This is a genomic window from Massilia cavernae, from assembly GCF_003590855.1.
Classification (GTDB): domain Bacteria; phylum Pseudomonadota; class Gammaproteobacteria; order Burkholderiales; family Burkholderiaceae_D; genus Telluria_A; species Telluria_A cavernae.
Genome location: NZ_QYUP01000123.1, coordinates 25,019 through 48,755, shown reverse-complemented (window position 1 = coordinate 48,755; position 23,737 = coordinate 25,019). Strand labels below are relative to the sequence as shown.

Annotated in this window: 20 protein-coding genes and 1 pseudogene; 4 read left to right on the top strand and 17 right to left on the bottom strand. The window is 65.6% G+C overall.

All coding sequences use genetic code 11. The features are described from left to right. The first annotated feature begins 1 nt into the window (after nt 1). Nucleotides 2-931 (top strand): alpha/beta fold hydrolase, encoded by a 930-nt coding sequence (locus D3872_RS15935; protein WP_119811730.1) that lies wholly within the window; start codon nt 2-4, stop codon nt 929-931. Between the two features lie 2 nt (nt 932-933). On the opposite strand, the gene moaD is transcribed toward D3872_RS15935, so the two are convergent. From moaD to kbl, 6 genes and pseudogenes are all read right to left on the bottom strand, one after another. Continuing rightward, on the bottom strand, nt 934-1,191 hold the full coding sequence (gene moaD / locus D3872_RS15930; protein ID WP_119811729.1) for a molybdopterin converting factor subunit 1: 258 nt from the start codon (nt 1,189-1,191) through the stop codon (nt 934-936). 8 nt (nt 1,192-1,199) lie between these two features. Next, a pseudogene (locus D3872_RS15925) lies at nt 1,200-2,410 on the bottom strand (molybdopterin molybdotransferase MoeA). A 351-nt stretch (nt 2,411-2,761) separates the two neighbouring features. Further along, nucleotides 2,762-4,237, bottom strand: a complete 1,476-nt coding sequence (gene thrC, locus D3872_RS15920) for a threonine synthase (RefSeq protein WP_119811728.1) — start codon at nt 4,235-4,237, stop codon at nt 2,762-2,764. A 160-nt stretch (nt 4,238-4,397) separates the two neighbouring features. Continuing rightward, nucleotides 4,398-5,783 carry an L-serine ammonia-lyase gene (locus D3872_RS15915; RefSeq protein ID WP_119811727.1) on the bottom strand — a complete coding sequence of 462 codons (1,386 nt, stop codon included), beginning with the start codon at nt 5,781-5,783 and terminating at the stop codon, nt 4,398-4,400. A gap of 50 nt (nt 5,784-5,833) precedes the next feature. After that, the gene (locus D3872_RS15910) at nt 5,834-6,796 is read right to left on the bottom strand and encodes an NAD-dependent epimerase/dehydratase family protein (protein WP_119811744.1); all 963 of its coding nucleotides are present in this window, start codon (nt 6,794-6,796) and stop codon (nt 5,834-5,836) included. Nucleotides 6,797-6,817: 21 nt separating this feature from the next. Continuing rightward, complete coding sequence (gene kbl / locus D3872_RS15905) at nt 6,818-8,029, bottom strand: glycine C-acetyltransferase (protein WP_119811726.1); 1,212 nt, start codon at nt 8,027-8,029, stop codon at nt 6,818-6,820. A 211-nt stretch (nt 8,030-8,240) separates the two neighbouring features. Here kbl and D3872_RS15900 point away from each other — a divergent pair, with 211 nt between their 5' ends. Continuing rightward, complete coding sequence (locus D3872_RS15900; RefSeq protein WP_119811725.1) at nt 8,241-8,816, top strand: helix-turn-helix domain-containing protein; 576 nt, start codon at nt 8,241-8,243, stop codon at nt 8,814-8,816. A 136-nt stretch (nt 8,817-8,952) separates the two neighbouring features. Here D3872_RS15900 and D3872_RS15895 read toward each other — a convergent pair whose 3' ends face one another. The 6 genes from D3872_RS15895 to D3872_RS15870 all read right to left on the bottom strand — a co-directional run bounded on the left by D3872_RS15895 (nt 8,953) and on the right by D3872_RS15870 (nt 17,212). After that, entirely contained in the window at nt 8,953-11,121 is a 2,169-nt protein-coding gene (locus tag D3872_RS15895) for a prolyl oligopeptidase family serine peptidase (RefSeq protein WP_119811724.1), read from the bottom strand. 121 nt (nt 11,122-11,242) lie between these two features. Then, nucleotides 11,243-12,640, bottom strand: a complete 1,398-nt coding sequence (locus tag D3872_RS15890) for a tetratricopeptide repeat protein (protein WP_119811723.1) — start codon at nt 12,638-12,640, stop codon at nt 11,243-11,245. Nucleotides 12,641-12,865: 225 nt separating this feature from the next. Then, nucleotides 12,866-14,854 carry a TonB-dependent receptor gene (locus D3872_RS15885; RefSeq protein ID WP_119811722.1) on the bottom strand — a complete coding sequence of 663 codons (1,989 nt, stop codon included), beginning with the start codon at nt 14,852-14,854 and terminating at the stop codon, nt 12,866-12,868. Nucleotides 14,855-14,939: 85 nt separating this feature from the next. Beyond that, nucleotides 14,940-15,266: a DUF2946 family protein gene (locus D3872_RS15880; protein WP_119811721.1), complete on the bottom strand. Its 327-nt coding sequence runs from the start codon at nt 15,264-15,266 to the stop codon at nt 14,940-14,942. Nucleotides 15,267-15,303: 37 nt separating this feature from the next. Then, entirely contained in the window at nt 15,304-15,945 is a 642-nt protein-coding gene (locus D3872_RS15875) for a 3'-5' exonuclease (RefSeq protein ID WP_119811720.1), read from the bottom strand. Nucleotides 15,946-15,949: 4 nt separating this feature from the next. Next, nucleotides 15,950-17,212: an Hsp70 family protein gene (locus D3872_RS15870; protein ID WP_119811719.1), complete on the bottom strand. Its 1,263-nt coding sequence runs from the start codon at nt 17,210-17,212 to the stop codon at nt 15,950-15,952. Nucleotides 17,213-17,390: 178 nt separating this feature from the next. On the opposite strand from D3872_RS15870, the gene D3872_RS15865 reads away from it, so the two are divergent. Both D3872_RS15865 and D3872_RS15860 read left to right on the top strand, forming a co-directional pair. Beyond that, entirely contained in the window at nt 17,391-18,464 is a 1,074-nt protein-coding gene (locus D3872_RS15865) for a LacI family DNA-binding transcriptional regulator (RefSeq protein WP_119811718.1), read from the top strand. 37 nt (nt 18,465-18,501) lie between these two features. Continuing rightward, nucleotides 18,502-19,020: a DUF2244 domain-containing protein gene (locus tag D3872_RS15860; protein WP_307719438.1), complete on the top strand. Its 519-nt coding sequence runs from the start codon at nt 18,502-18,504 to the stop codon at nt 19,018-19,020. Between the two features lie 6 nt (nt 19,021-19,026). Here the strand turns inward: D3872_RS15860 and D3872_RS15855 are convergent, their stop codons facing one another. The 5 genes from D3872_RS15855 to D3872_RS26055 form a co-directional block, all read right to left on the bottom strand. Beyond that, the gene (locus D3872_RS15855) at nt 19,027-20,550 is read right to left on the bottom strand and encodes a CYTH and CHAD domain-containing protein (protein WP_182915824.1); all 1,524 of its coding nucleotides are present in this window, start codon (nt 20,548-20,550) and stop codon (nt 19,027-19,029) included. Nucleotides 20,551-20,612: 62 nt separating this feature from the next. After that, complete coding sequence (locus tag D3872_RS15850) at nt 20,613-21,053, bottom strand: MarR family transcriptional regulator (RefSeq protein ID WP_119811715.1); 441 nt, start codon at nt 21,051-21,053, stop codon at nt 20,613-20,615. Beyond that, on the bottom strand, nt 21,050-22,156 hold the full coding sequence (locus tag D3872_RS15845) for an HPP family protein (RefSeq protein ID WP_229459356.1): 1,107 nt from the start codon (nt 22,154-22,156) through the stop codon (nt 21,050-21,052). The genes D3872_RS15850 and D3872_RS15845 overlap by 4 nt, the downstream gene beginning before the upstream one ends. Nucleotides 22,157-22,237: 81 nt before the next feature. Beyond that, the gene (locus tag D3872_RS15840; RefSeq protein WP_220476946.1) at nt 22,238-23,359 is read right to left on the bottom strand and encodes a 6-phosphofructokinase; all 1,122 of its coding nucleotides are present in this window, start codon (nt 23,357-23,359) and stop codon (nt 22,238-22,240) included. Then, on the bottom strand, nt 23,356-23,736 hold the full coding sequence (locus D3872_RS26055; RefSeq protein ID WP_119811712.1) for a CBS domain-containing protein: 381 nt from the start codon (nt 23,734-23,736) through the stop codon (nt 23,356-23,358). The genes D3872_RS15840 and D3872_RS26055 overlap by 4 nt, the downstream gene beginning before the upstream one ends. Nucleotide 23,737 lies beyond the last annotated feature (1 nt).

The window sequence follows — 23,737 nt, the reverse complement described above, 5'->3', positions numbered from 1 at the left end:
CATGAAACGAGCCTCCCTGATACTCGCGCTGCTGCTGGCCGCGGCGCCGGCGTTTGCCGGCGCGCAGGCGCAGCCGCCCGTCAACCGATTTGCGGCGACCGAGGTGGCGCAGGAACGCTTCGACGTGGGCGTGCTGCAAGTGGAACGCCATGGACAGCGCGGCCGGCCCCTCATCCTGGTTCCCGGCGTGGCCGGCGGTGCGTGGGTATGGCAGGACACGATCCGCAAATTCCGCGGCAGCCACAGTGTGTACGTGGTCACGCTGCCCGGCTTCGACGGACGCGCTCGCGTTCCGGGCAACATGATGGAAGCGGTCCAGCAGTCGCTGCGGGACCTGGTGACCTCGCGCCAGCTGGCAAAGCCGGTACTGGTCGGGCATGGGCTTGGCGGCATGATCGCGCTGGCGGTGGCCCAGGACCTTCCGGGCCTGGTCGGCGGCGTGGTGAGCATCGACGGGCTGCCGGTGGTGGCAGGCACCGAAGAGCTGCCGCCGGAACAGCGTGCGCAACTGGCCGACGGCATCGTGCGCCGCACCAGCGGGCTGACGCCTGAGCAGTACGCGGCACAGCAGCAGCAATACCTCCGCGGCGCCGGTGTGCTCGACATGGGCCGGGCAGACGAACTGGCCAAGTTGAGCTCGCGCAGCGATCCGGAGGCAGCGGTGCAGTACACCGCCGCGCGCACCGCGGCCGACCTGCGCCCCGGCTTATCGAAGATCACGGCGCCAGTGATGGTGATCGCGCCCTACTTCGAGCTCGATGAAGCCGACCCCAACGCGACGCTGGCCAGCAAGGTGGCCTACTACCGCGAGCTGATGACAGGTACGCCGAAGCTCGACATCATGGGAATGTCGGGCTCGCGCCACTATGTGATGATCGACCAGCCGGAACGGTTCACCGACGTACTGAGGGGATTCCTGAACTCGCTGTAGGCCTAGCCGCCCGTCACCGGCGGGAAGAACGCCACTTCCCCGCCCTGTTCGACCGGGGTGTCGGGACTGCACATCACGTGGTTGAATGCCGTGCGCAGCGGACGCTCGGAGGACAATGCTTCGGCCCAGGCGCCGCCGCGCGCCACCAGCAGTTCGCGCACCCCGCCTACCGTCGCGACACCGGCCGGCAGCGTCAACTGCTCCTGTGCGGTTCCAAGTGCTTCACGCACGCTGGCAAAGAATCGCAGCGTAATGTCCATTCGTGTTCCTAGTTCAGTAATTCGCTAAAGGAGATGAAGCGCACCGTGTCGCCCGCGCCGATGACTTGCCCGGGCGGATTGTCGACCAGCCCGTCGGCCCATGCGGTCGACGTGAGCACGCCCGAACCCTGGTTGGGGAACAGGTCGAGGCCGCCCTTTCCGTTTACCTTCGCGCGCAGGAACTCGTTGCGGCGGTCGGGCTTCGGCCAGCTGAAATCGGCACGCATCTCCCAGGCACGCGGCTGGATGTCGCCCTTCACCCCTGCAGGCGCAAAATGAACGGCCGCACGAACAGCAGGAAGGTGATGAAGCTCGATACCGGATTGCCCGGCAGGCCAAGGAAGAAGGCACTGCCGCCATCGCGGTCGACTTCGCCGAACGCCAGCGGCTTGCCCGGCTTGACGGCGATCTGCCACATGTCCAGGCGGCCTTCCGCTTCCACGGCCGGCTTGATGTGATCCTCTTCGCCGACCGAAACGCCGCCGGAGGTGATGATCAGGTCATGCTCGTGAGCCGCGCTGCGCAGCGTGGCGCGCGTGGCTGCCAGCGTGTCGGGAACGATGCCGAAATCGGTGATCTCGCAGCCCAGATTCTCGAGCAGCGCGCGCAGCGTGAAGCGGTTGGAGTTATAGATGGCGCCGGGAGCGAGCGGCTCGCCGGGCATCGCCAGCTCGTCGCCGGTGAAAAACACCGCCACGCGCAACTTGCGGAACACCGGCACGTTTGCCAGTCCCACGGATGCGGCAAGGCCAAGCTCCTGGCTGCGCAGGCGCGTACCGGCGGGGACGATCACCGAACCTGCCCTGATGTCCTCGCCGGTGCGGCGGATCCATTCGCCAGGCTGCGGCGCATGGCGGATGACGACCTTGTCGGGCGCCTGCGCCTCGCACTGCTCCTGCATCACGACGGCGTCCGCGCCTTCCGGGATCATCGCGCCGGTGAAGATGCGCGCGGCCTGTCCCGCTGCCAACGGCTGGCCGACGTGGCCGGCCGGGATGCGCTGGCTGACCGTCAGCACCGCGTCGCCGCCGGCGCAGTCGGCAGTACGCACGGCGTAGCCATCCATCTGGGTGTTGTCGGCCGACGGCACCGCGAGCATGGACAACTGGTCCTGCGCCAGCACGCGGCCGTTCGCCTCCAGCGTCGGCACGGTGTCGGTTTCCGTCACGGGGCGCGCCGCCGCCATCAAGAAAGCGAGTGCTTCGCGCACTGCCAACATCGGTTTCTTCGCCACGTCGTTCATCAGATTTGCTCCGAGAAACCTCGTCCTTCAGGGCGAGGAGTGAAAGGAGCCTGGCGCGTAGCGCCCGCAGCCGTCCACGTGAAAAAATGTTTTGAACTCTGGTGTCGGGGCATGGTCAAACTTCATAAGTGCTTCAGTATGCGATTACGCGCTGGGGCATGAGTCACCTGTACCGTTTTTTCCGATCCGCAGTCGCCTTTAGGCGAGGTCGAGAGATATCCTGCGGATTGAATAAGAAGCTGGGCTACTTTCAGTCCGGCTTCCGTCTGGGGCATCAGACGCCAGCAGTGGGAATTCCCTTCCGTTTACGAAGGGGAGGATGTCAAATTACAGGCCCGTGTTTGCGGCGATGTAGGCTTTCATCTTCTCGACATCCGGCGGCATCACGATGAACTTTTGCGGCAGCGATTCGATGTCCTCGAAACCGGCCGGGCGTTCCGCATCCACGCCAACTGCCTCGAGGATGGTTTCGTTGAACTTGGCCGCCAGCGCGGTTTCGAGCACGATCATCGGCACGCCGGGTTCGATGTTTTCGCGCGCGACCTTGATGCCGTCGGCGGTGTGGGTGTCGATGGTGATGTCGTAGTCGTCGAGGACTTCGCGGATCGTATCCAGGCGGTCGGCATGCGTCGAGCAGCCGGACAGGAAGCCGTATTCGGCCACGCGCTGGAACTCGTCGCCATCGCTGCCAGGCTTGCCCGACAGGTCGAAACCGCCGTCCGTTTCCACTTTCTGGAACAGCGCGCGGGTGCGGGCGGCGTCGCGGCCTACCAGGTCGTAGACGAAGCGCTCGAAGTTGGACGCCTTGGAGATGTCCATCGACGGGCTGCTGGTGTGATAGGTCTCGGACGCCTTGCGTACGCGGTAGACGCCGGTGCGGAAGAATTCGTCGAGCACGTTGTTCTCGTTGGTGGCGACCACCAGCTTGTCGATCGGGAGGCCCATCATGCGGGCGATATGGCCCGCGCAGATGTTGCCGAAATTACCTGATGGGACGGTAAACGATACCTTCTGGTCGTTGCTGGTCGTCGCGGCGAGGTAGCCGCGGAAGTAGTAGACCACTTGCGCGACCACGCGCGCCCAATTGATCGAGTTGACGGTGCCGATCTTCTGGCGCGCCTTGTATTCGAGGTCGTTGGAGACTGCCTTGACCATGTCCTGGCAGTCGTCGAACACGCCTTCGACGGCGATGTTGAAGATGTTCGGGTCCTGCAGGCTGAACATCTGCGCGGTCTGGAAGGCGCTCATTTTCTTGTGCGGCGACAGCATGAAGACGCGGATGCCCTTTTTCCCGCGCATCGCGTATTCGGCGGCGCTGCCTGTGTCGCCCGAGGTGGCGCCGAAGATGTTCAGTTCAGCGTTGTTCTTCGCCAGCGCGTATTCGAACAGGTTGCCGAGCAGCTGCATCGCCATGTCCTTGAAGGCCAGCGTCGGGCCGTTGGACAGCGCCTGCAGGATCAGGGTCTTGCCGCCGTCCTGTTCGAGGATGCGCAGCGGGGTGATCTCGGATGCCTTCTCGCCTTCGCGCGCGTTGCGGTAGACATCGGCCGTGTAAGTCTTGGCGGTCAGCGCCTTCAGGTCCGCTTCGGGAATGTCGGTCGCGAACTTCTTCAGGATTTCGAAAGCCAGCTCGGCGTACGGCAGCTTGCGCCATGCATCGAGTTCGGCGCCGGTCACCTGCGGGTACTCGGAGGGCAGGTACAGGCCACCGTCAGGGGCCAGACCGCCTAACAGGATATCGGAAAATTGCTGGGGTTCTTGCGACTGGGAGGCCTTGGCGGCGCGGGTAGACACGTAGTGCATAGATGGGAGAAGTCCGTTCTTGGCTAACGCTGGAATGCAATCGAACGTTAATTATAGCCCGGACAAGAAAGGTCTACCGCAGCGCGCCAATTTTTTGCCCGGGACGCTTAATCCGTCGAGTCCGGCAATGCCGGGCACGACGGTCTTGAAGCTAACGATGTTAACAGGCCGGGTGATTTACCGTTACGACGTGAATCGCCAAGCCGCCCAGCGAGGTTTCCTTGTACTTGTCCTGCATGTCGGCCCCGGTCTGGCGCATCGTTTCGATGACCGAATCGAGGCTGACGAAGTGGGTGCCGTCGCCCTTCAACGCCAGCGATGCGGCCGTGATGGCCTTGATCGCCCCCATGCCGTTACGCTCGATGCATGGGATCTGCACCAGGCCGCCGATCGGGTCGCAGGTCATGCCGAGGTGATGCTCGATGCCGATTTCGGCCGCGTTTTCGATCTGCTCGTTGGTCCCGCCCAGCGCCGCCACCAGTCCCGCAGCGGCCATGGCGCAGGCCACGCCCACTTCGCCCTGGCAGCCCACTTCGGCGCCGGAGATCGACGCGTTCTTCTTGCACAGCATGCCGATAGCCGCGGAAGTCAGCATGAAGTCGCGGATGCCCTTGACCGCATCGGTAGGGCGGCAGTCCTCGGCGTAGTAGCGCAGCACCGCGGGGATGATGCCGGCTGCGCCGTTGGTCGGTGCGGTGACTACGCGGCCACCGGCGGCGTTTTCCTCGTTCACCGCCATCGCGTACAGGCTGACGTGGTGCAGCGCGTCGTGCGGCAGGTCGTTGGCGCGGTCGACGCTTTCCGCCGACTGCTTCCACAGCGTGGCGGCACGGCGCTTGACGTTCAGGCCGCCCGGCAGCTGGCCGCCGGTGACGAGGCCGTGAGCGATGCAGTCGCGCATCACATGCCAGATCTTGTCGATGCCGGCGTTGAGTTCTTCGTCGCTGAGGTTGACGCGTTCGTTCGCGCGCAGCATGTCAGGAATGCTGAGGCCAGATTCCTTGCCGTGGGCGAGCAACTGTTCCATGGTGTCGAACGGGTACGGCAGCGGCTTGGCGGCCGGCGCGGCCGCGCGCCCTTCCGCCTCGCCTTCGGCGTGTATGAAGCCGCCGCCGACCGAGTAGAACACGCGCGACATGCTCGTGCCGTTCGCCAGTTTCAAGGTGAAGCGCATGCCGTTCGGGTGCTCGGGCAGCGTTTCCCGTTTGTGCAGCACCACGTCGGTGCGCGGGACGAACGGCACTTCGTGGGTGCCCAGCAGGCGGATCTTGCCGTCCAGTTCAACCACTGCCAGCTTGTCGTCGACGCTGTCCGGATCGATGTCCTGCGGGGTTTCGCCCATCAGGCCAAGGATCACGGCCTTGTCGGTCGCGTGGCCGACGCCGGTCAGCGCGAGCGAGCCATACAGCGCGGCTTCGACGCCCACTGCTTTGTCCAGCGGGCCGCATTCGATCAGGAAGCGGCGTGCGGCAACCATCGGTCCCACCGTGTGGGAGCTCGATGGCCCGATGCCTATCTTGAACAGGTCGAAAACACTCATGTCCATCTGTTTGTCTCTTAATTTATAGTTTTGGGTGAAGCGCGTAAATCAGGCGATCAGGCAGCCTTGGTCAGGCCGACGTCGATATTCGCGAGCATGTCGGCGACCATTTGGTCCAGGCCGATGCTGGCCTTCCAGCCCCAGTCGGCGGTCGCGGCGCTGTCGTCCAGGCTCTTCGGCCAGGTATCGGCAATCGCCTGGCGGCTGTCCGGGGCGTAGGCGATGCTGAACGCAGGGAGCGCGCGGGTAATCGCGGTAGCCAGTTCGACCGGGTTGAACGACAGGCCGGCCACATTGTACGACGAACGGATTTTCACCTCGCCGGCCGGCGCGTCCATCAGTTCGATGGTGGCGCGGATCGCGTCGGGCATGTAGATCATCGGCAGCGTGGTCTCAGGACCGAGGAAGCAGTCGTAACGCTCGCCTTTCAGGGCCGAGTGGAAGATCGCGATCGCGTAGTCGGTCGTGCCGCCGCCCGGTGGCGACTTGAAGCTGATGATGCCCGGGTAGCGGATGCTGCGCACGTCGACGCCGTACTTGGTGAAGTAGTACTCGCACAGGCGCTCGCCGGCCAGCTTGCTGATGCCGTAGATCGTGGTCGGGTCCATCACGGTGTACTGCGGCGTGTTCAGGGCCGGGGTGTTCGGGCCGAAGGCCGCGATCGATGAAGGCCAGAAGATGCGCAGCGGCTTGCCCGCTTCGCCACGTTCGCGGGCGATTTCGAGGATGTTCAGCAGGCCATCCATGTTCAGGGTCCACGCCTTGAGCGGGTCTTTCTCACCAGTGGCCGACAGCAGCGCGGCCAGCTGGTAGACCTGGGTGACGCCTTCGTCGGCGATGAATTTGGCCAGGCCAGCCTTGTCCAGCACGTTCAGCTGGGCGTAGCGCGCAGCCTTGTACACGTTGGTGGCGCCGATGTCCGATGCGATGACGTTTTGCGCGCCGTGCTGGGCGGCGAGCGCCTCGACCAGTTCACTACCGATCTGGCCGTTGGCGCCGATGATGAGAATGCGTTCCATGATGATCCTGTTATCCAATTCTTAGTTCTTGAGAATGCCGAGCTCGCGGCCGGCCTGTTCGAATGCCTTGAGTACCGTCTCGAGCTGCTCGCGGGTGTGTGCGGCGGACAGCTGGACGCGCACGCGCGCCTGGCCCATCGGCACCACCGGGTAGAAGAAGCCCGACAGCAGCACGCCCAGTTCATACATTCGTGCCGCGAATTTCTGCGCCACCGGCGCCTCGAACAGCATGACCGGCACCACCGGGTGTGTGCCAGGCTTGATGGTGAAGCCGATACGTTCGATCTCGCTGCGGAAGAACGCGGTGTTTTCGTGCAAGCGGTCGCGCAGTTCGGTCGACTTGCTGAGGCGTTCGAGCACCGACAGCGAGGCGCCGGCGATGTTCGGGGCCAGGGTGTTCGAGAACAGGTAAGGACGCGACTTCTGGCGCAGCGTGTCGACCACTTCCTTGCGCGCCGAGGTAAAGCCGCCCATCGCGCCGCCAAGCGCCTTGCCCAGGGTGCCGGTGATGATGTCGATGCGGCCGATGACGTTGTGGTGCTCGTGGGTGCCGCGGCCGGTCTTGCCCATGAAGCCCGATGCGTGGCATTCGTCGATCATGGTCAGCGCGCCGTACTTGTCGGCCAGGTCGCAGATCTTGTCCAGCTGGGCGATGGTGCCGTCCATCGAGAATACGCCGTCGGTGACGATGATCTTGTGGCGCTTGCCGGCTGCAGTTGCGGCCTGCAGCTGAACTTCGAGGTCGGCCATGTCGTTATGGGCGTAGCGGTAGCGCGCGGCCTTGCACAGGCGGATGCCGTCGATGATCGAAGCGTGGTTCAGCGCGTCGGAGATGATGGCGTCGTTTTCGTCGAACAGCGGCTCGAACACGCCGCCGTTGGCGTCGAAGGCCGCCGCGTACAGGATCGTGTCTTCGGTGCCGAGGAAGTCGGACAGCGCCTTTTCCAGCTGCTTGTGCACGGTCTGGGTGCCGCAGATGAAGCGCACCGACGACAGGCCGTAGCCGTACTTTTCGGTCGCTTCGATGGAAGCCTGCTGCGTCTGCAGGTCGCCCGACAGGCCGAGGTAGTTATTGGCGCACATGTTGATCAGCTTGCGGCCGTCTTCGGCCGTCACTTCCGCACCCTGGCGCGAAGCGATCACGCGCTCCGGCTTGTACAGGCCCTGCTCGCGCAGGGTGTCCAGGTTTTGCTGCAGGCCGCTGAAAAACGTGCTTTTCGCTTGGTCGCTCATCTCTATCCTCGTCGTGGTGGGTGCCGGCTGCTTGACCGGCGGTTGCACTATGCTGTACCGTAGTTCCAGATCTTGCACCAGTTCGATCTGCTCCGTCGAATCCTGTATGTCGAACTGAAATTCAATATAATGGATAATACCCAAGCACATTGAACTTGGCAAGCAGCAGTTTAGCCTTTTACATCAACTGAACCATATATAAGCGCCCGCCATGAACACACCATTGACAACCAATCAACCGCCTGAAGTTGGCGCCACCCTGCAGCGCATGCGGCTGGCGCGCGGGTTGACCCTGGAGGACCTGTCGCGGATCGCGGGGGTGTCAAAGTCAATGCTGTCGCAGATCGAGCGGGAGAAGGCGAATCCGACCATCGCCATCACCTGGCGGCTGGCCAATGCGCTGGGGGTGCCGATTGGGGATTTGCTGGCGTCGGAGACGCGCGAGGTCGAGACCATTCGCGTGGTGGATGCGCATGAGACGCCCACCCTTCCGGGAAGTCATGCCGGGTATGTGCTAAGGATACTCGGGCCGATGGAGCTGGCGGGGAAGTATGAGTGGTATGAGCTTACGCTGGCGCCGGGGGGCGAGCTGGCGTCCCAGGCGCATGACCCGGGGACCAGCGAGCATGTGACCGTGACGCAGGGGGCGGTGGAGGTCGAAGTCGGTTCAAGCAAGCGCAAGTTGAAGCTTGGCGGGACGGCGCGGTATCCGGCGGACCAGGATCATGTGATTCGGAATACGTCGAAGACGGAGGCGAAGGCGTTGTTGGTGGTTGTGCATCGCTGATTGCCTAAGCGTCAACGCGGCGGATGCGGCCTCGGCGGCAGCCACGCTTATCCGCCCTACCCCACTCTTCTAATCGAACATAAAAAAAGCGCACGGGCTTTCGACCGTGCGCTTTTTTTGTCTATTGCGGCTTCGATTACTGGGCTGCGACTTTCGCAGGCTCAGTCATCTTCAGCGCGCGGGCCAGGAAGCCCCAGCGGTCGGCGACTTCTTCGATTACCTTCGCGGTCGGCTTGCCGGCGCCGTGACCCGCCTTGGTGTCGATGCGGATCAGGATCGGCGAACCGCCGGCTGCTTGCGCGGCCTGTGCTGCTGCGGCGAACTTGAAGCTGTGCGCAGGCACAACGCGGTCGTCGTGGTCAGCCGTCGTGACCATCGTCGCCGGGTAGCAGCTGCCAGTCTTCAGGTTGTGCAGCGGCGAGTACTTGACCAGGGCCTTGAACTCGTCCGCGTTCTCCGACGAGCCGTAGTCCGAGGTCCAGGCCCACCCGATCGTGAACTTGTGGAAGCGCAGCATGTCCATCACGCCCACTTGCGGGATCGCCGCGCCGAACAGTTCCGGACGCTGGGTCACCGCCGCGCCTACCAGCAGGCCGCCGTTAGAGCCGCCGCCGATCGCCAGCTTCGATGGCGAGGTCACCTTGTTCGCGACCAGCCATTCAGCAGCGCCGATGAAGTCGTCGAACACGTTCTGCTTCTGCAGCTTGGTGCCCGCAGCGTGCCACTGTTCGCCGTACTCGCCGCCGCCGCGCAGGTTGGCCACCACGTACACGCCGCCCATTTCCATCCAGGCCAGATTGGCCGGCGAGAACGATGGGGTCAGCGAGATGTTGAAGCCGCCGTAGCCGTACAGGTAGGTCGGGTTGCTGCCGTCCAGCTTCAGGCCCTTCTTCGACACGATGAACATCGGTACTTTTGTGCCGTCGCGGCTGGTGTAGAACTGCTGGCGGGTCTCGTACTGGCTCGGGTCGAAATCGACCTTCGGCTGGCGGAACACCGTGCTCTTGCCGCTCTTCATGTCGAGACGGTAGATCGTGGTTGGGTTGGTGAAGCCGGCGAACGAGTAGAAGGTCTCGCCGTCCTTGCGCTTGCCGTTGAAGCCGCCCGCCGAACCGATGCCCGGCAGTGCGATCTCGCGTACGGCCTTGCCTTTCAGGTCGAAGACCTTGACCATGCTGCGCGCGTCGGCCAGGTATTCGGTAACCAGCTGGTTGTTCAGCAGGCTAGCTTCGACCAGGGTCTGCGCACTTTCAGGCACGATGACCTTCCAGTTGGCTTCCGCAGGCTTGCGGGTGTCGATTGCGACGATGCGCTTGCGCGGTGCGTTCTTGTCAGTGACGAAGTACATCACCGGACCGTCGTTGTCGATGAAGTCGTACGAGGCTTCGAACTCGTTCACCAGTTCCATGACCTTGGAATCGGTGCGCGACAGGTCCTTGTAGAACACGCGGTACTTCGGCGCAGTGCCCTTGGTGGCGGTGATCAGGAGGTACTTGCCGTCGTCGGTGACTTCGGCGCGGAAGCCCCACTCCTTCTGGTCGGGACGGTCGTACACCAGCGTGTCGGCGCTCTGCGGGGTGCCGACCTTGTGGTAGTACAGCTTCTGGAAGTAGTTGACGTCGGCCAGCTTGGTCGCTTCCTTCGGCTCGTCGTAGCGGCTGTAGAAGAAGCCCTTGCCGTCCTTGGTCCAGGCGGTGGCGGAGAACTTGACCCACTTCAGGAGGTCGTCCAGGTCCTTGCCGGTTTCGATGTCGCGCACCTTCCATTCGTTCCAGTCGGAGCCGGATGCGGCGGTGCCATAGGCGAGCAGCTTGCCGTCAGGGCTGACCGCGGCGCCTGCCAGCGCGACGGTGCCGTCGGCGGCCAAGGTGTTCGGGTCGAGCAGCACGCGCGGCGTGTCGCTCAGTTTTTTCATGGTGTACAGCACCGACTGCGGCTGCAGGCCGTCATTGCGGCTGTAGAAATAGCGGCCGCCTTCCTTGGTCGGGACGGAGTAGCGCTCGTAGTTCCACAGCTTGGTCAGGCGTTCGCGAATGCTGGCGCGCTCGGGAATCTGGCCCAGCCAGGCTTGCGTGACCTTGTTCTGCGCGTCGACCCATTCCTTGGTCTCGGCGCTGTTGGCGTCTTCCAGCCAGCGGTACGGGTCGGCAATGGTGGTGCCGTGGTAGTTGTCCTGCTGGTCCACTGTCCTGGTCACCGGATAGGTGACGGTGGTTCCGGCCGGCGTGCAGGCGTTTTGCGCCATTGCAGGCGCGCCGATGGCGGCGAGCAGGCCGACGAGAATGGATGCATGTCTCATTTGCATAGGTATTGGCATCTTTCGGTGAGGAATCGTGAGGCTGGATTGCCGACAGGATGATAGCGCGAAATAATGCGGATGGCGACCTCCGGATGGGGTCGCATTAATGGCGTAATTACAAGGAAGCCTAGGGGCGGCTGTGGTCAATATGGCTGAGCTTGCCGTGTTCCATTACCCAGCGGCGCGACAGGTCGAGCGCCGAGCCGATCTCGGCCGGGGTCAGGCGGCGCGCCACGATGCTCTTGTTGGCGCTGGCGGTCTGATCGCCGGCGTCGGCCGCCAGCAGCATCCACATGTACTGGCGCACCGCGTCGCGCGGCACCCCGCGCCCACTTCCGTACATGCCGCCCAGATTGTACTGGGCCAGCGCGTGGCCCTGCTCGGCGGCCTGGCCGTACCAGTAGACCGCCATGGCGTCGTCCTGCGGCACGCCCTGCCCGTTTGCGTACATGACGCCGAGGTTGTTCTGGGCGCTGGGGTCGCCCTGCTCGGCGGCGGTGCGGTACCACTGGGAGGCCTGCACCTCGTCTTTCGGCACGCCCTGCCCGGTCGCGTAGATGACGCCGAGGTTGAACTGGGCGTTGGGTGCGCCCTGCTCGGCCGCCTTGCGGTACCAGTCGAGCGCCCTGGCTTCGTCGCGCGCGGCGCCGCGGCCGTTGGCGTACATGCTGCCGAGGTTGTACTGCGCCATCACGTGGCCATGCTCGGCCGCGCGCTGATACCAGACCAGGGCGCGCGCCTCGTCGCGCTCGACGCCCTGGCCGTTGGCCAGCATCGTGCCCAGCTTGTACTGCGATTCCTTGTCGCCCTGGTCGGCGGCGCGCTGCAGCCAGGCACAGGCGCGCAGCGCATCGCTGCGCACGCCGAGGCCGTCGGCATAGGCAAGCCCCAGCTCGCGCTGGGCGCCGGCACAGCCTTGCGCGGCGGCCTGGCGAAACCAGCACAAGGCCTGGGCTGCGCTGGCCTCGACCCCGAACCCACGCTTGTACATCAGGCCGAGATGAAGCTGGGCCAGTGCGTCGCCCTGTACCGCCGCCTTGCGGAACCAGGCCATCGCCAACGGATAATTGACGGGGGCGCCGCGCCCGTGCAGGTAGCATTCGGCCAGCAGGCTTTGCGCGCTGGCCACGCCCTGCTCCGCCGCACGGTAGAACCAGGCCAGCGCCAGTTCGGGGCTTTGCTCGACGCCGCGGCCTTTCTTGTACATCTGGCCCAGGTTCTGCTGGGCCGAGGGGTCGCCCTGTTCGGCGGCGTGGCGAAACCAGTACACTGCCTCGACATCGCTTTTTTGCACGCCGCGGCCGTTGTAGTACAGCGCGCCGAGATGGTTCTGGGCGAAGGCCAGCCCCTGCAGCGCGGCCTGGCGCAGCCAGCGGAAGGCGCGCGCGTAATCGCGCTCGATGCCGTCGCCTTTCTTGTACATCAGCCCGAGATTGAACTGTGCGTAGGCGTTCCCCGCTTCGGCCGCGTGCCGGAACCAGACATAGGTCTGGTAGTGTTCTCGAGAGATATTCTGGCGGTTCATTGTCATCCTCGGGCACGCGTGCCGTTGACCATGCAGGACTGGGGAGGCGCCTTGCGCCAGGCGGGCTATGAACTATTGATAAAAGCTTAATTCGCGAGGTGCCTGCCGGTTTGACTGCGCACAAGCGTGCGACCGGCGGCGCACGGCGTGCCGGCGTAAAAAAACCCCGGAATGATCTCTCACAACGGGGTTCATTTCGGCGGGAAAGTAAAGCCCGCGCGGGGATCAGAACTTGGTGCGCACGCCGAACACAAAGTTACGGCCCGGCAGCGGCGCGATGTCCTTCAACAGCGAGGTCGACAACCGGATATCTTCGTCCAGCAGGTTCTTCGCGAGCAGGAACCAGGTCAGGTCATGCTCCTTCATGCGCTGGGTGTACGAGATGTTGGCGTTGAGCTGGGTGTAGCCCGGCGTCACGGTTTCCTCGAAGCTGGCCAGGCGGTCCTGCGTCGATGCGCGCACCAGCGACATGCCGGCCCTTATGGCTCCGGTACGGTAGCCGGCGTCGATGCCGGCACGGCTGGCCGGCTGCAGCGGCAGGCTGCCGCCGCGGTCCAGCTTGCCGCGGGACATGTCCGCAAAGGCGCGCAGCGACAGGCCCTGGCCGTGCTGGTTGTAGCCGATCTCGGCCTCGGCGCCGTGGATGCTGGCGTCGGCCTGCTCGAAGATGCGTTCGCGCAGCTCCTCGCCCTCGTCCTCAACGATGTCGCCGGTGATGTGGCCGAACACGAAGTCCTTCACCTTGTTCTTGAACAGGTTGGCCTTCCAGCGCAACAGGCCGCTGGTTTTCTGCAGGCTCAGTTCGATGTTGTGCGAGGTTTCCTTGGTGAAGGTGGCGTTGCCGATGTCGAAGGTTTCGGTCGCGTGGTGCGGGCCCTCCGAATACAGTTCTTCCGCCGACGGCGCGCGCTGGGCGACCGACAGGGTCACGCCCGCGCTGTAGCCCTTTGCGAACTCATGCATGCCGCCCACCGAGTACGAGGTCAGGTCGAAGTCGCGCTTCGGATGGCCGAGCGGACGGCGCTTGACGTTTTCGAGGCGCACGCCGGCATTCATGCGCACCGGGCCGAAGTCGCGCTCCTCGACCAGGAAGCCCGCCACCGAGGTCGAATGGGTTGGCGGCACCGTGACGTGGCCGTGCTCGCTGGCGGCGGAGTAGTGGGTGTTTTCGGTCTGCATGCCGACGGTGCCGTGCATGCCGGCCACCGGCTTGTGCGCCAGTTCCCAGCGCGATTCCAGCGCACGGTTGGAGAAGGCGACTTCAGTGGCGCCATCCGCGCCGATCTCCTCGTGGCCGTAGTCGGTGTAGCCCAGCTTGAACTTGAAAGTCTCGAAGCCCGGCAAGGGCGCATTGAGCAGGCTGTCGATGTCGTAGCGGGTCTGCGACTGGTCGATGCGTGCGCCCTCGCCGCTCGGAATGCCGTACAGGCTGTCCAGCAGCGATACCGACGCGCCGACATGGCCCCGCTTGCCGATCAGCGACGCGCCGACGCCAGCGGTTTCCTGTTCGGTGAACGAATTGGCAAGGCGACCACGCTCCGACGCCGGGTCGCCCAGCGCGTGCGCGCCGGGGATCTTGTAGTCATGGCCGCGGCGCACGTTGCCGTCGATGTGGAAGCCGATCATGCCGCTGGCGCCGTCGATAGAGCCGGAAGCATTGCGCGAATTGTCGACCGTGCCGTAGCGCACTTCGGCCTGGCCCACCGTCTTAGGCTCGAGGTGGGTCGGGATGCGTTCGCTGACGACATTGACCAGGCCGCCGATAGCGCCCGAGCCGTACAGCAACGCGGCCGGTCCGCGCAGGATCTCGATCTGGCGCGCCACCGCGCCCTCTGCCGCGACCGCGTGGTCATTGGACAGGCCGGAGACGTCGGACACGGCCATGCCGTTTTCCATCATCTTGACGCGCGCCCCTTCCAGGCCGCGGATGATCGGTCGCGACGCGCCGGCGCCGAAGCCGGAAGCGGACACGCCCAGTTCCTGCGACAGCGTTTCGCCGAGCGAGCTGCCGACTTTTTCGCGCAGTTCGTCGCCGGCCAGCACCTTGGCGGGGGCGAGGATCTGTTCGCCTTCCCCGGTACCGAACGGGGTGGCGGTGACGACTACCTTCTGGATGGGCGCGGCATCAGGCGCCGGGGCGGCGGTCTGGGCATGGGAGATTGGCGCGAGCGCGGACAATACCGCGCTGGCGAGCAGCGTACGTTGGACTTTCATGGACTTCCTCAAGCTAATGTTTTTGACAGGCGAGCACGCCGGGGCCGCGAGCGGCCACAGGATGTGCTGGTGAAACGACTTGCTGTCAGGCTTGAGGAGGTGCGCGCGGATTGAATCCGCAGACGGTGGCGGCGCAGTGCGAGCCGGTATCGGTGGAGATGAAGGCGGTGGCGCCGTTGTCGCCGGCGGCAAAGGTGCGCGGCGTGCTGCCCAGCGGCGCGCCCAGCTGCGCCAGCGCCAGGCAGTGGTCGCAGGACTGATCCTGGGCGACAGCGGCCGACAGGCTCTTGCCATGTTGCTGGTGATGGCGCGCGCCAGGTTCATGCAACGAACCGGTCAGATGCGTCAGCGCATGCGCGAACGCCATCTGCTGCGAGATCAGCAGCAGAAGCGACAGCAATACGCGGAACATGGACCGGCGGCTCAACATGGCCGACATTGTAATGCGATCACGCGGATTGTGAAGTGTTATTTTCTTGCGCGTATTTATGCAAATACGCGGGCACTTTCGCGGCGCTCAGCTTGTTGACCGATACCAGCAGCTGCGGTTCGACCGACGGCAGCCGGTACGTCGAACCCAGGTGGCGGCCGATGTCGCTCAGCACTTCTGCCGCCACTTCCGCATCCGACTCGGCCCGGTGGGCGGCGCTGCGGAAGCGGATGCCAAGCTGGCCGGACAGGGTACCCAGCTTGTAGCTCGGCATGCCGGGGAACACCCGGCGCGACAGCTTCAGCGAACAGACCAGGCCGGCATGTCCCGTGGACAGGCCGAGCCGTTCGGCCTCGGCCTTGAGGAATTTCTCGTCGAAGCTGGCATTGTGGGCCGACAACATGTCGGTGCCGATGAAATCGAGCAGTTCCGGGAACACGGTTGATACCGGCGGCGCGTTGTCGACCATGTCCTGGCTGATGCCGGTAAGCGAGGTGATGAAGGCCGGGATGCGCACGCCGCAATTGATCAGGGAGACGTAGCGCTCGGTGACTCGGCCGCCAACCACCCGCAGCGCCGCCACTTCGGTCACGCGGTCGCCCATCGCCGGCGACAAGCCGGTAGTCTCGAAGTCGATCATGACGATTGGTTTTTGAATCATGAGCCTATCCGAATTTACGTACAGCATCGAGCGCGAGGCCGGCGCCGATGCTGCCGAACAGGTCACCCTCGACCTTGCGTGCCTTGGGCACCAGCGCACCGAGGCGTTCGCGCAGCATCGGCACACCACTGGAGCCGCCGGTGAAGAATACAGTATCCACGGCTTCGGCACCGATGCCGGCATCCTGCAGCAGCTTGTGCACTGATTGCTCGCAGGCGCCAACCAGGTGGCCGGTGGCGGCCTCGAACAGCGCCCGCTGCAGGTGCACGGTGTGCGGCGGCGACAGCCGGTCCAGTTCCAACTCCGCGGTGGCGGCCCCTGACAGGGCGATCTTGCCCTCTTCCATCTTCATCGCCAGCCAGTGGCCGGCACGGTCTTCGATCAGGGCCTGCAGGGTGCGCATCTTGTCCGGCTCGCGGGCGTCGCGCACCAGGTCGTCGAGCTGGGCCATCGCCTTGCGGGTGTAGGCCTGGTTGATCGTGTGCCAGGTCGCCAGGTTGAAATAGTAGCTGGACGGGATCTCGCTGTTGTTTTTCAGCAGGCTCTTGTAGCCGAGCAGCGGCATGGCCGCGTCCAGGCTCAGGTATTTGTCGAAGTCGGTGCCGCCGATGTGGACGCCGCCGGTGGCCAGGATGTCGTCGCGGCGTTCGGCGCGCAAGGCGCGGTCCGGCGACAGGCGCACCAGCGAAAAGTCGGAGGTGCCGCCGCCGATGTCGCAGATGAGCACCAGCTCTTCGCGGCTGATCTGGGATTCGTAGTCGAACGCGGCCGCGATCGGCTCGTACTGGAAGGCGACGTGCCTGAAGCCGACCGAGCGGGCCACCTCGGCCAGCGTGTCCTCGGCCAGGCGGTCGGCATCGGGATTGTCGTCGATGAAGTAAACCGGACGGCCGAAGACGGCGGATGTGAAGCCGCGTCCCGAGGATTCCTCGGCGCGGCGCTTGACCTCGCCGATGAACTGGGCCAGCAGCATGCGGAACGGCAGTGCGCGGCCGGCCACTTCGGTCTGGCCGTCGATCAGGCTGGTACCGAGCAGGCTCTTGAGCGAGCGCATCAGCCGGCCTTCGTAGCCGGCCAGGTAGCCCGCCAGCGCGGCGCGGCCGTAGCTGACTTCCTCGTCCTCGGCGTTGAAGAACACCACGGACGGCAGCGTCGCCTTGCCCTCTTCCAGGGGCAGCAAGGCGCTCCCCGGCCCGGCGGTTTCATGGCCGATCCAGCCGACGGTGGAGTTGGAGGTGCCGAAATCGACCCCGCAAGCAATTGCCATGTGACCCTTCCTGTTCAAGAGGGGCGGTATGTTACCAGATTAATGGCCGCCCCAAGCCGCTTTTGCGAACTGGACGTGCACCCGCTGGTGTTTCCTTGTGGATATTTATTGCCATAAGGAAAGTTATTAGGCTAAACTGGGCATTCCGCCGTTAGGGATGCCCAGCCACTTTCCCGTGATGACCAAATCAACGCCGCCCCTCAGCAACACCATCGCCGACATCAAGGCCCTGATTCACCGCGAATCGCGGCGCGTCACGTCCTACGACGTGGCGATGCTGGCCGGCGTGTCGCAATCGGCCGTGTCGCGCTGCTTCAAGCCGGGCGCCAGCGTCTCGAAGGCGACCTACGCGCGCGTGATGGAAGCGGCGCGCAGCCTCGACTACACTCCCAACGCCGCCGCGCGCAGCCTGATCACCCGCCGCTCCAACTTGGTGGCCGTGATCCTGTCCGACACGGTAGGCCTGAACTATCCCGACATCCTGACCGAGCTGAGCCGGCAATTCAGCCTGCGCGGCATGCATATCATCCTGTTCAACCTGCCGACCGAGGCCGGCATCGACCAGACCCTGGCCGAAGTGTGGCAGCACCAGGTGGACGGCGCGATCGTCGCCGTGCGCCTGTCGGCCGCCCAGGTGGCCGAATTCGAACGCCGCAGCGTGCCGCTGGTGCTGTTCAACCGCAACCTGGCCGACCGCACCGTCAATGCCGTCGTCTGCGACCAGGAAGAAGCCGCCCGCGCGATGGTGACGCGCCTGGCCGCCGCCGGCCACAAGCGCTTTGCCATGATCGACGGCCCCGCCCATTCGACCGCCGCACAGCAGCGCAAGCATGGCGTGGCAACCCGGCTGGCAGAGCTGGGCCTGGCACTGCCGCTGTCGGTCGAAGGCAATTTCGACTACGCCAGCGGCGCGCGCGGGCTGCGCGAGATCATCGACCGCTTCGGCGGGGTGCCCGACGCGGTCATCTGCGCCAACGACCTGATGGCGATCGGCTGCATCGACACCGCGCGCCATGACTTCCGCCTCGACGTGCCGGGCCGCCTGTCGGTCGCGGGTTTCGACGGCATTGCCGCCTCGCGCTGGATCAGCTACAAGCTGACCACGATGCGCCAGCCGCTGCACAGCATGGCGCAGGCCGCCGCCGCCCTCCTGCTCGGCCTTGTTGCCGACGGCAACGCCACGCCGGAGCGGCGCGTGTATTCCGCCACCTTCGTGGACGGCGCCACCGCCCGCCTCGGTCCGCCGGCCTGATTTCCGCGCGCACCGAGCCATCTGTGCGCTGCCGCGCATGCCGCCGGGCTTATACTGGGACGTACGCCTTGATGTCCCTGAAGCCATGGCCTCCACCACGCACGAATGGCTGTTGAAGCGGAACTGTTCGATGTCTCCGCGCCAGGCGGCTTATGCCTACGGTTTCCTGTGCCTGTTCACCTTCATCATCGCCGCCCCGTTCGCGCTGAACGGGTTCTGGGTGGTGCTTGCCTATGCGGCGCTGGAAAGCGGCGCTGTCGCGCTGGCGCTGCTGCACTACGCGCGCCACGCCACCGACCACGAGCACATCGCGCTCAGCGACGGCTGCCTGCTGATCGAGCGGATCCAGGCCGGCAGCGTGGAGCAGGTGCGGCTCGATCCGTACTGGACACGCATCATGCCGCCCACGCGGCGCCACACCCTGATCGGGCTGGAATCGCGCGGCGTGAAGGTCGAAGTCGGGGGATTTGTATCGGAAAAGATACGCCGCCAGGTGGCACAGGAACTGCGCATGGAACTGGCCGGCAGTTCGGTGCTGGACCAGCCACGCAGGTAAGCCACGTCAGCGCGGCAGCCTGGCCTTGGCAAAACGCTTCCATGCCTTTTGCGCCTGCGTAGTATCGTCCGCGCGCTGCCGCAGCGCCGTGCGCACCATGGCGAGCGGGCCGGCCAGGCCGGGGTGGGCGTCTTCCACTTTCGCGAGCAGCGTTTCGGCCACCACGGCGTCATTCAGCAACCCCAGTTCATCCTGCAGCCCGGTCAGCGCCTTGACGAAGGACTTCACCTGCTTGCCGCTATACAACGATGCGAAGAACTCGCTGGCGTAGCGCATTTTCTTCGCCGCGATGCGCGTGCGGTGGCGCGCTTCCGGCGTACCGCCGGCCAGGGCCTTGCCGCGCTTTCGCAGCTTGTTATCGGCGCGGCGCAGCACGGTGGCGGCGACACGCCTGGCCGGCACATCGAGCCGGGCGCGCGCCGGCACCTGCTGGCGCCAGCCTTTCCCGTACAACCAGCGGCCCAGCGACAGCATCAGGCGCGTGTAGCGCTGCGACCTGGCCGCGTCCGTTGCCGCCGCCCGCGCGCCCTGGCCGGTCTCGCGGGCGGCGTGGATCACGTCGGACAACATACGGCAGGGCGGCATGCCGTCCTCGATCGAAGGCAGGGTGGAGCCCGCCATCACGTCCCAGTCGCGCGCATGGCCAAGTTCGTACGCCAGCCAGTCCAGCTCCGCCGACAGCGCCGGCGGCAGCTGCAGCACCTTCCCGAACACGCCGCGGGCCGAACGCAAGCGCCGCAGGCCGACGCGCATCTGGTGCAGGCTTTCCTCGTCGTAGGCGTCGGCCACCCCCGCGGAATTGGCGTGGATCTGGGCCACGCAGTTGGCGGCAATCGTTCGAAAGGCTTTCTCCACGCTGTCCTTGCGCGACAGTTTTACCGGGCTGGCTTTTACTGGCTGATGAGGCAGCGCCTGCCCCAACGCATAGCCGCGTTCGGCCTTGCTGCTTGATGCCACGCGCAGGTGCACCTGCTGCTGCAGCGCGAGGGCGAAGTCGAATAGCCGGACCGCATCGCCGGACTTGAGTTCCAGTTCGATTTCGCTGACCGCCGCCGTCGCTCCGCCGGCTTCCAGCTTGCCCTGGTCGAGCGCCAGTTCGACGGTGTCGCCGCCGGGGAGCACGAGGTCCCAGACGGTGCGCGTCACCTCGGTGCGGAACACCGGGGCCAGCCTCGCAGCGGTGCCTGGGGCGCGCAGCAGATCGCCGCAGGCATCCTTGCGGCCTACCAACTTGCGCAGCGCAGCCAGGTCGGGTTCGGGGCCGACCACCGCCGACTCCCATTCCTGCCGCCGGTGCAGGCCCGCGCCGGCGTCGCCGCCCCCTTTGAGCGTTTGAATCCACTCCGTGCCGACGCGGCGCACGCGCAGGCCGGCGCCACCCTGCCTGAAATCCTGGGCGGGCGTGTCGTAGTAGGTGTCGGAAAGCTGCTGTTCGCGGGCCGGTGCGGCGGCGTACTGCGCCAGCATCGGATGCCGCCGCAGCGCGTCGGCATCGGCCGGCTCCAGCAGCAGCTTGAGTTCGATTTCCATGGGTACTCCAGCGAGTGGTGCCGCCGTCCATTCTAGCGCGCGGGCGACCATCCTTGCGCCGCTCAGGCCTTATCGTCCTGCATGAAGACCGCGGCACTTGGGACCGCGAGCTCGTCGCCGAGGTGGAGCAGTTGTTCCCGGTGCAGCAGCGCGAGGCGGGCCAGCAGCTCTTCGCCCTTCGGCAGCAGCACCACTTGCACCACGCGCCGGTCGCCTTCCCCCTTGCGCCGTTCGACCAGGCCCACCTCTTCGCAGCGCGTGACCAGCGTGACCACGCCGTGGTGGTGCGCCTGCAGGCGCTCGGCCAGCTCCGCGATGGTGGCCCATTCGCGTCCGGGATAGCCCTTCAGCTGCAACAGCAGCAGGTACTGCAGCACCGTGATGCCGTGCTGGTGGCTGATCGTTTCGCTGAAGCGCAGGTAGCGGCGGATCTGGTAGCGGAAGTCGGCCAGGGCCTCGTAGTCGCCCTTGCGCAGTTCAGCGGGAAGCTGGGGGCCGGTCATGCGCGGCCCGCCGATTCAAGTTTGTCGCGGAACATCGCCGCGATGATGTCCGATTGCGTGACCATGCCGACCACCCGGCGGCTGGCGTCGACGACGGGCAGGTGATGGAAGCCCTCGTCCGAAAACAGCGGCACCAGTTCGGCCACGGTCTGCTCCGGGCTGGTGACCTGCATGCCGCGCGACATCACGTCGGATACGAAGGGCTGCGTCACCAGTTGCGGCGGATTGGCGTCAGGCGACGCGATCAGGTCGCGCAAGGTGATGATGCCGACAATCTCCCTGTGCTCGTTCACGACTGGGAGCGCACGCAGTTCGTGCCGGTCGAGCAGCATCCACGCGCCGGCGGGCGTCATCTCCGGCCTCGCCACGATCACGTCTCGCGCCATGATGTCCTTGCAGCGCGCGCCGCCGGAACGCCTGCGCCAGGCGCGCAGTTCGACGTCGCGGAAGATCTGTTCGAGGTCGTACTCGCTGACGTCGAGCAGTTCGTCGTGGTCCTTCAGCGCGGCGTCGAGGTCAGCCCGGTTGAAACCGAGGCGCTCGGCCGGCGCGCGGTCGGTCGCGCCGTGGCGGTTGCCCGGCGGGTACGCCGGGTGCGGATAGCGATGGTGGCGCAACAGGTTGTTGAGCACCAGTGCCGCGGCGACCAGGAACAGCGAATTGACCGTTACCGGCGACAGGGCGAAGCGGTAACCCAGCTCATGAACAGCCGGGCCGCCCATCACGGCGGTAAAGGCGACGGCGCCGCCGGGCGGGTGCAGGCAACGCAGCGCGAACATCGCGCAGATCGCCAGCGCCACGGCCAGTGCCGCAGCCGCGGACTTGTCCGGCACCAGGCTGGCGCATGCCACCCCGATCAACGCCGACACCAGGTTGCCGCCGATGACGGACCATGGCTGCGCCAGCGGGCTGGCCGGTACGGCGAACAGCAGCACCGCCGATGCGCCCATCGGCGCGATGAACCAGGGATTGGCCTCGCCGAAGGTCAAACGGCTGAACCACGCGGTGAACAACAACCCGGCGCAGGCGCCAAGGCAGGCAACCGCACGTTCGCGCCAGGGCGCAAGGACTGGCTGGGGAACAAAGCCCCTCAGCCACAGCATCACATCATTCATTTGTAACAACACGGGCATGAAAGACAGCAACTATATCATGCCGTGATATACATCGCCACCCAGCCGCGGTCAGGAAGCAGAGGATCCGGGCGGCACATCGCCCATGCAGATGCCCAGTTCGCGCGCGGTCAGCACGGTGTCGCCATCGACCGGGACCCGCCTGCTGCGGCCGACCACTTCAGCCAGCGGCACCAGGTTGATACCGGCTTCGCCCAGCGCGACCATGACGCCGTCATGGCCCGCCGCCAGCGCGCGAACCGCCGCCGCGCCGAAGCGCGAGCCGCACACGCGATCGAAAGCGGAGGGGCTGCCGCCGCGCAGCAGGTGGCCGAGCACCAGCGAGCGGCAGTCCTTGCCGGTGCGCTGTTCGAGCATGGCCGTCACGCGCGCGCCGATGCCGCCCAGCCGCTCCTCGTGGCCGCCGGAGGCCGGCGCCTGGATTTCGCGCGCGCCGCCCGCCATTTGCGCGCCTTCGGCCACCACCACGATCGAATGCGCCCTGCCCGCGCTGTCGCGCGCGTGGATGGCGGCGGCGACGGCGTCGAGGTCGAACGGGATTTCGGGAATCAGGATGGCGTGGGCGCCGCCCGCCATGCCGGCGTGGAGCGCTATCCAGCCGGCGTAGCGTCCCATCACCTCGACGACCATCACGCGGTGGTGGCTGTGGGCGGTGCTGTGCAGGCGGTCGATGCATTCGGTCGCAAAGCCGATGGCGCTGTCGAATCCGAAGGTGGAAAAGGTGCGGTCAAGGTCGTTGTCGATGGTCTTGGGTACGCCGACCACGCGCATGCCCTTCTGGCGCAGTGCGTTGGCGATGCCCATCGTGCCGTCGCCTCCGGCTACCACCAGCGCGTCGAAGCCGTGCCGCCCGCACAGCGCAACCACCTCGTCCGAGCGGTCGGTTTCCGTGACGGCGCCGTCGGCCGCGCGGGTGGGAAAACGCAGCGGGTTGCCCTGGTTGGTGCTGCCGAGGATGGTGCCGCCCAGGTGGCCGATGCCGTGCACGTGGTGGGCGGTGAGGCGCTGCACCGGTGCGCCCACGCAGGTGGCCGGCGCCAGCAGGCCGTTGAAGCCGTCGCGGATGCCGTGGCATTCCCAGCCCAGGCCCTCCGCGGCCAGCACCACGGCCCGGATCACCGCGTTCAGCCCGGGCGCGTCGCCGCCGCCTGTCAGCACCGCGATACGGGTCACTTGATGAACTCCTTCACGTAGTCGAGCGACGACACCACGCCGACCAGGCTGTCCTCGTCCATGACCACCACATGGTGCACCTGGCGTTCGACCATCAGGCGCGCCACGTCGCACGCCGAAGCATCCGCCGTCACTTCCACCGGCTTGTAGCTGCAGATCTCCCATGCGCGCACGCTGGCCGGGTCGCGCTTTGCGCCCTCGAAGCGCACGATGTCTTCGGCGCTGATGATGCCCAGCACGGTGTCGCCCGGTGCGTCGACCACCGGCACGAAGGTCAGGCCGCTGCTGCGCAGCGTGGCGCCGACCGCTTCGATGGTGTCGTCGGCACGCACTGTGGTGACGTCGGGTGACATCAGGGTTGAGATTGGCTTGTCCATC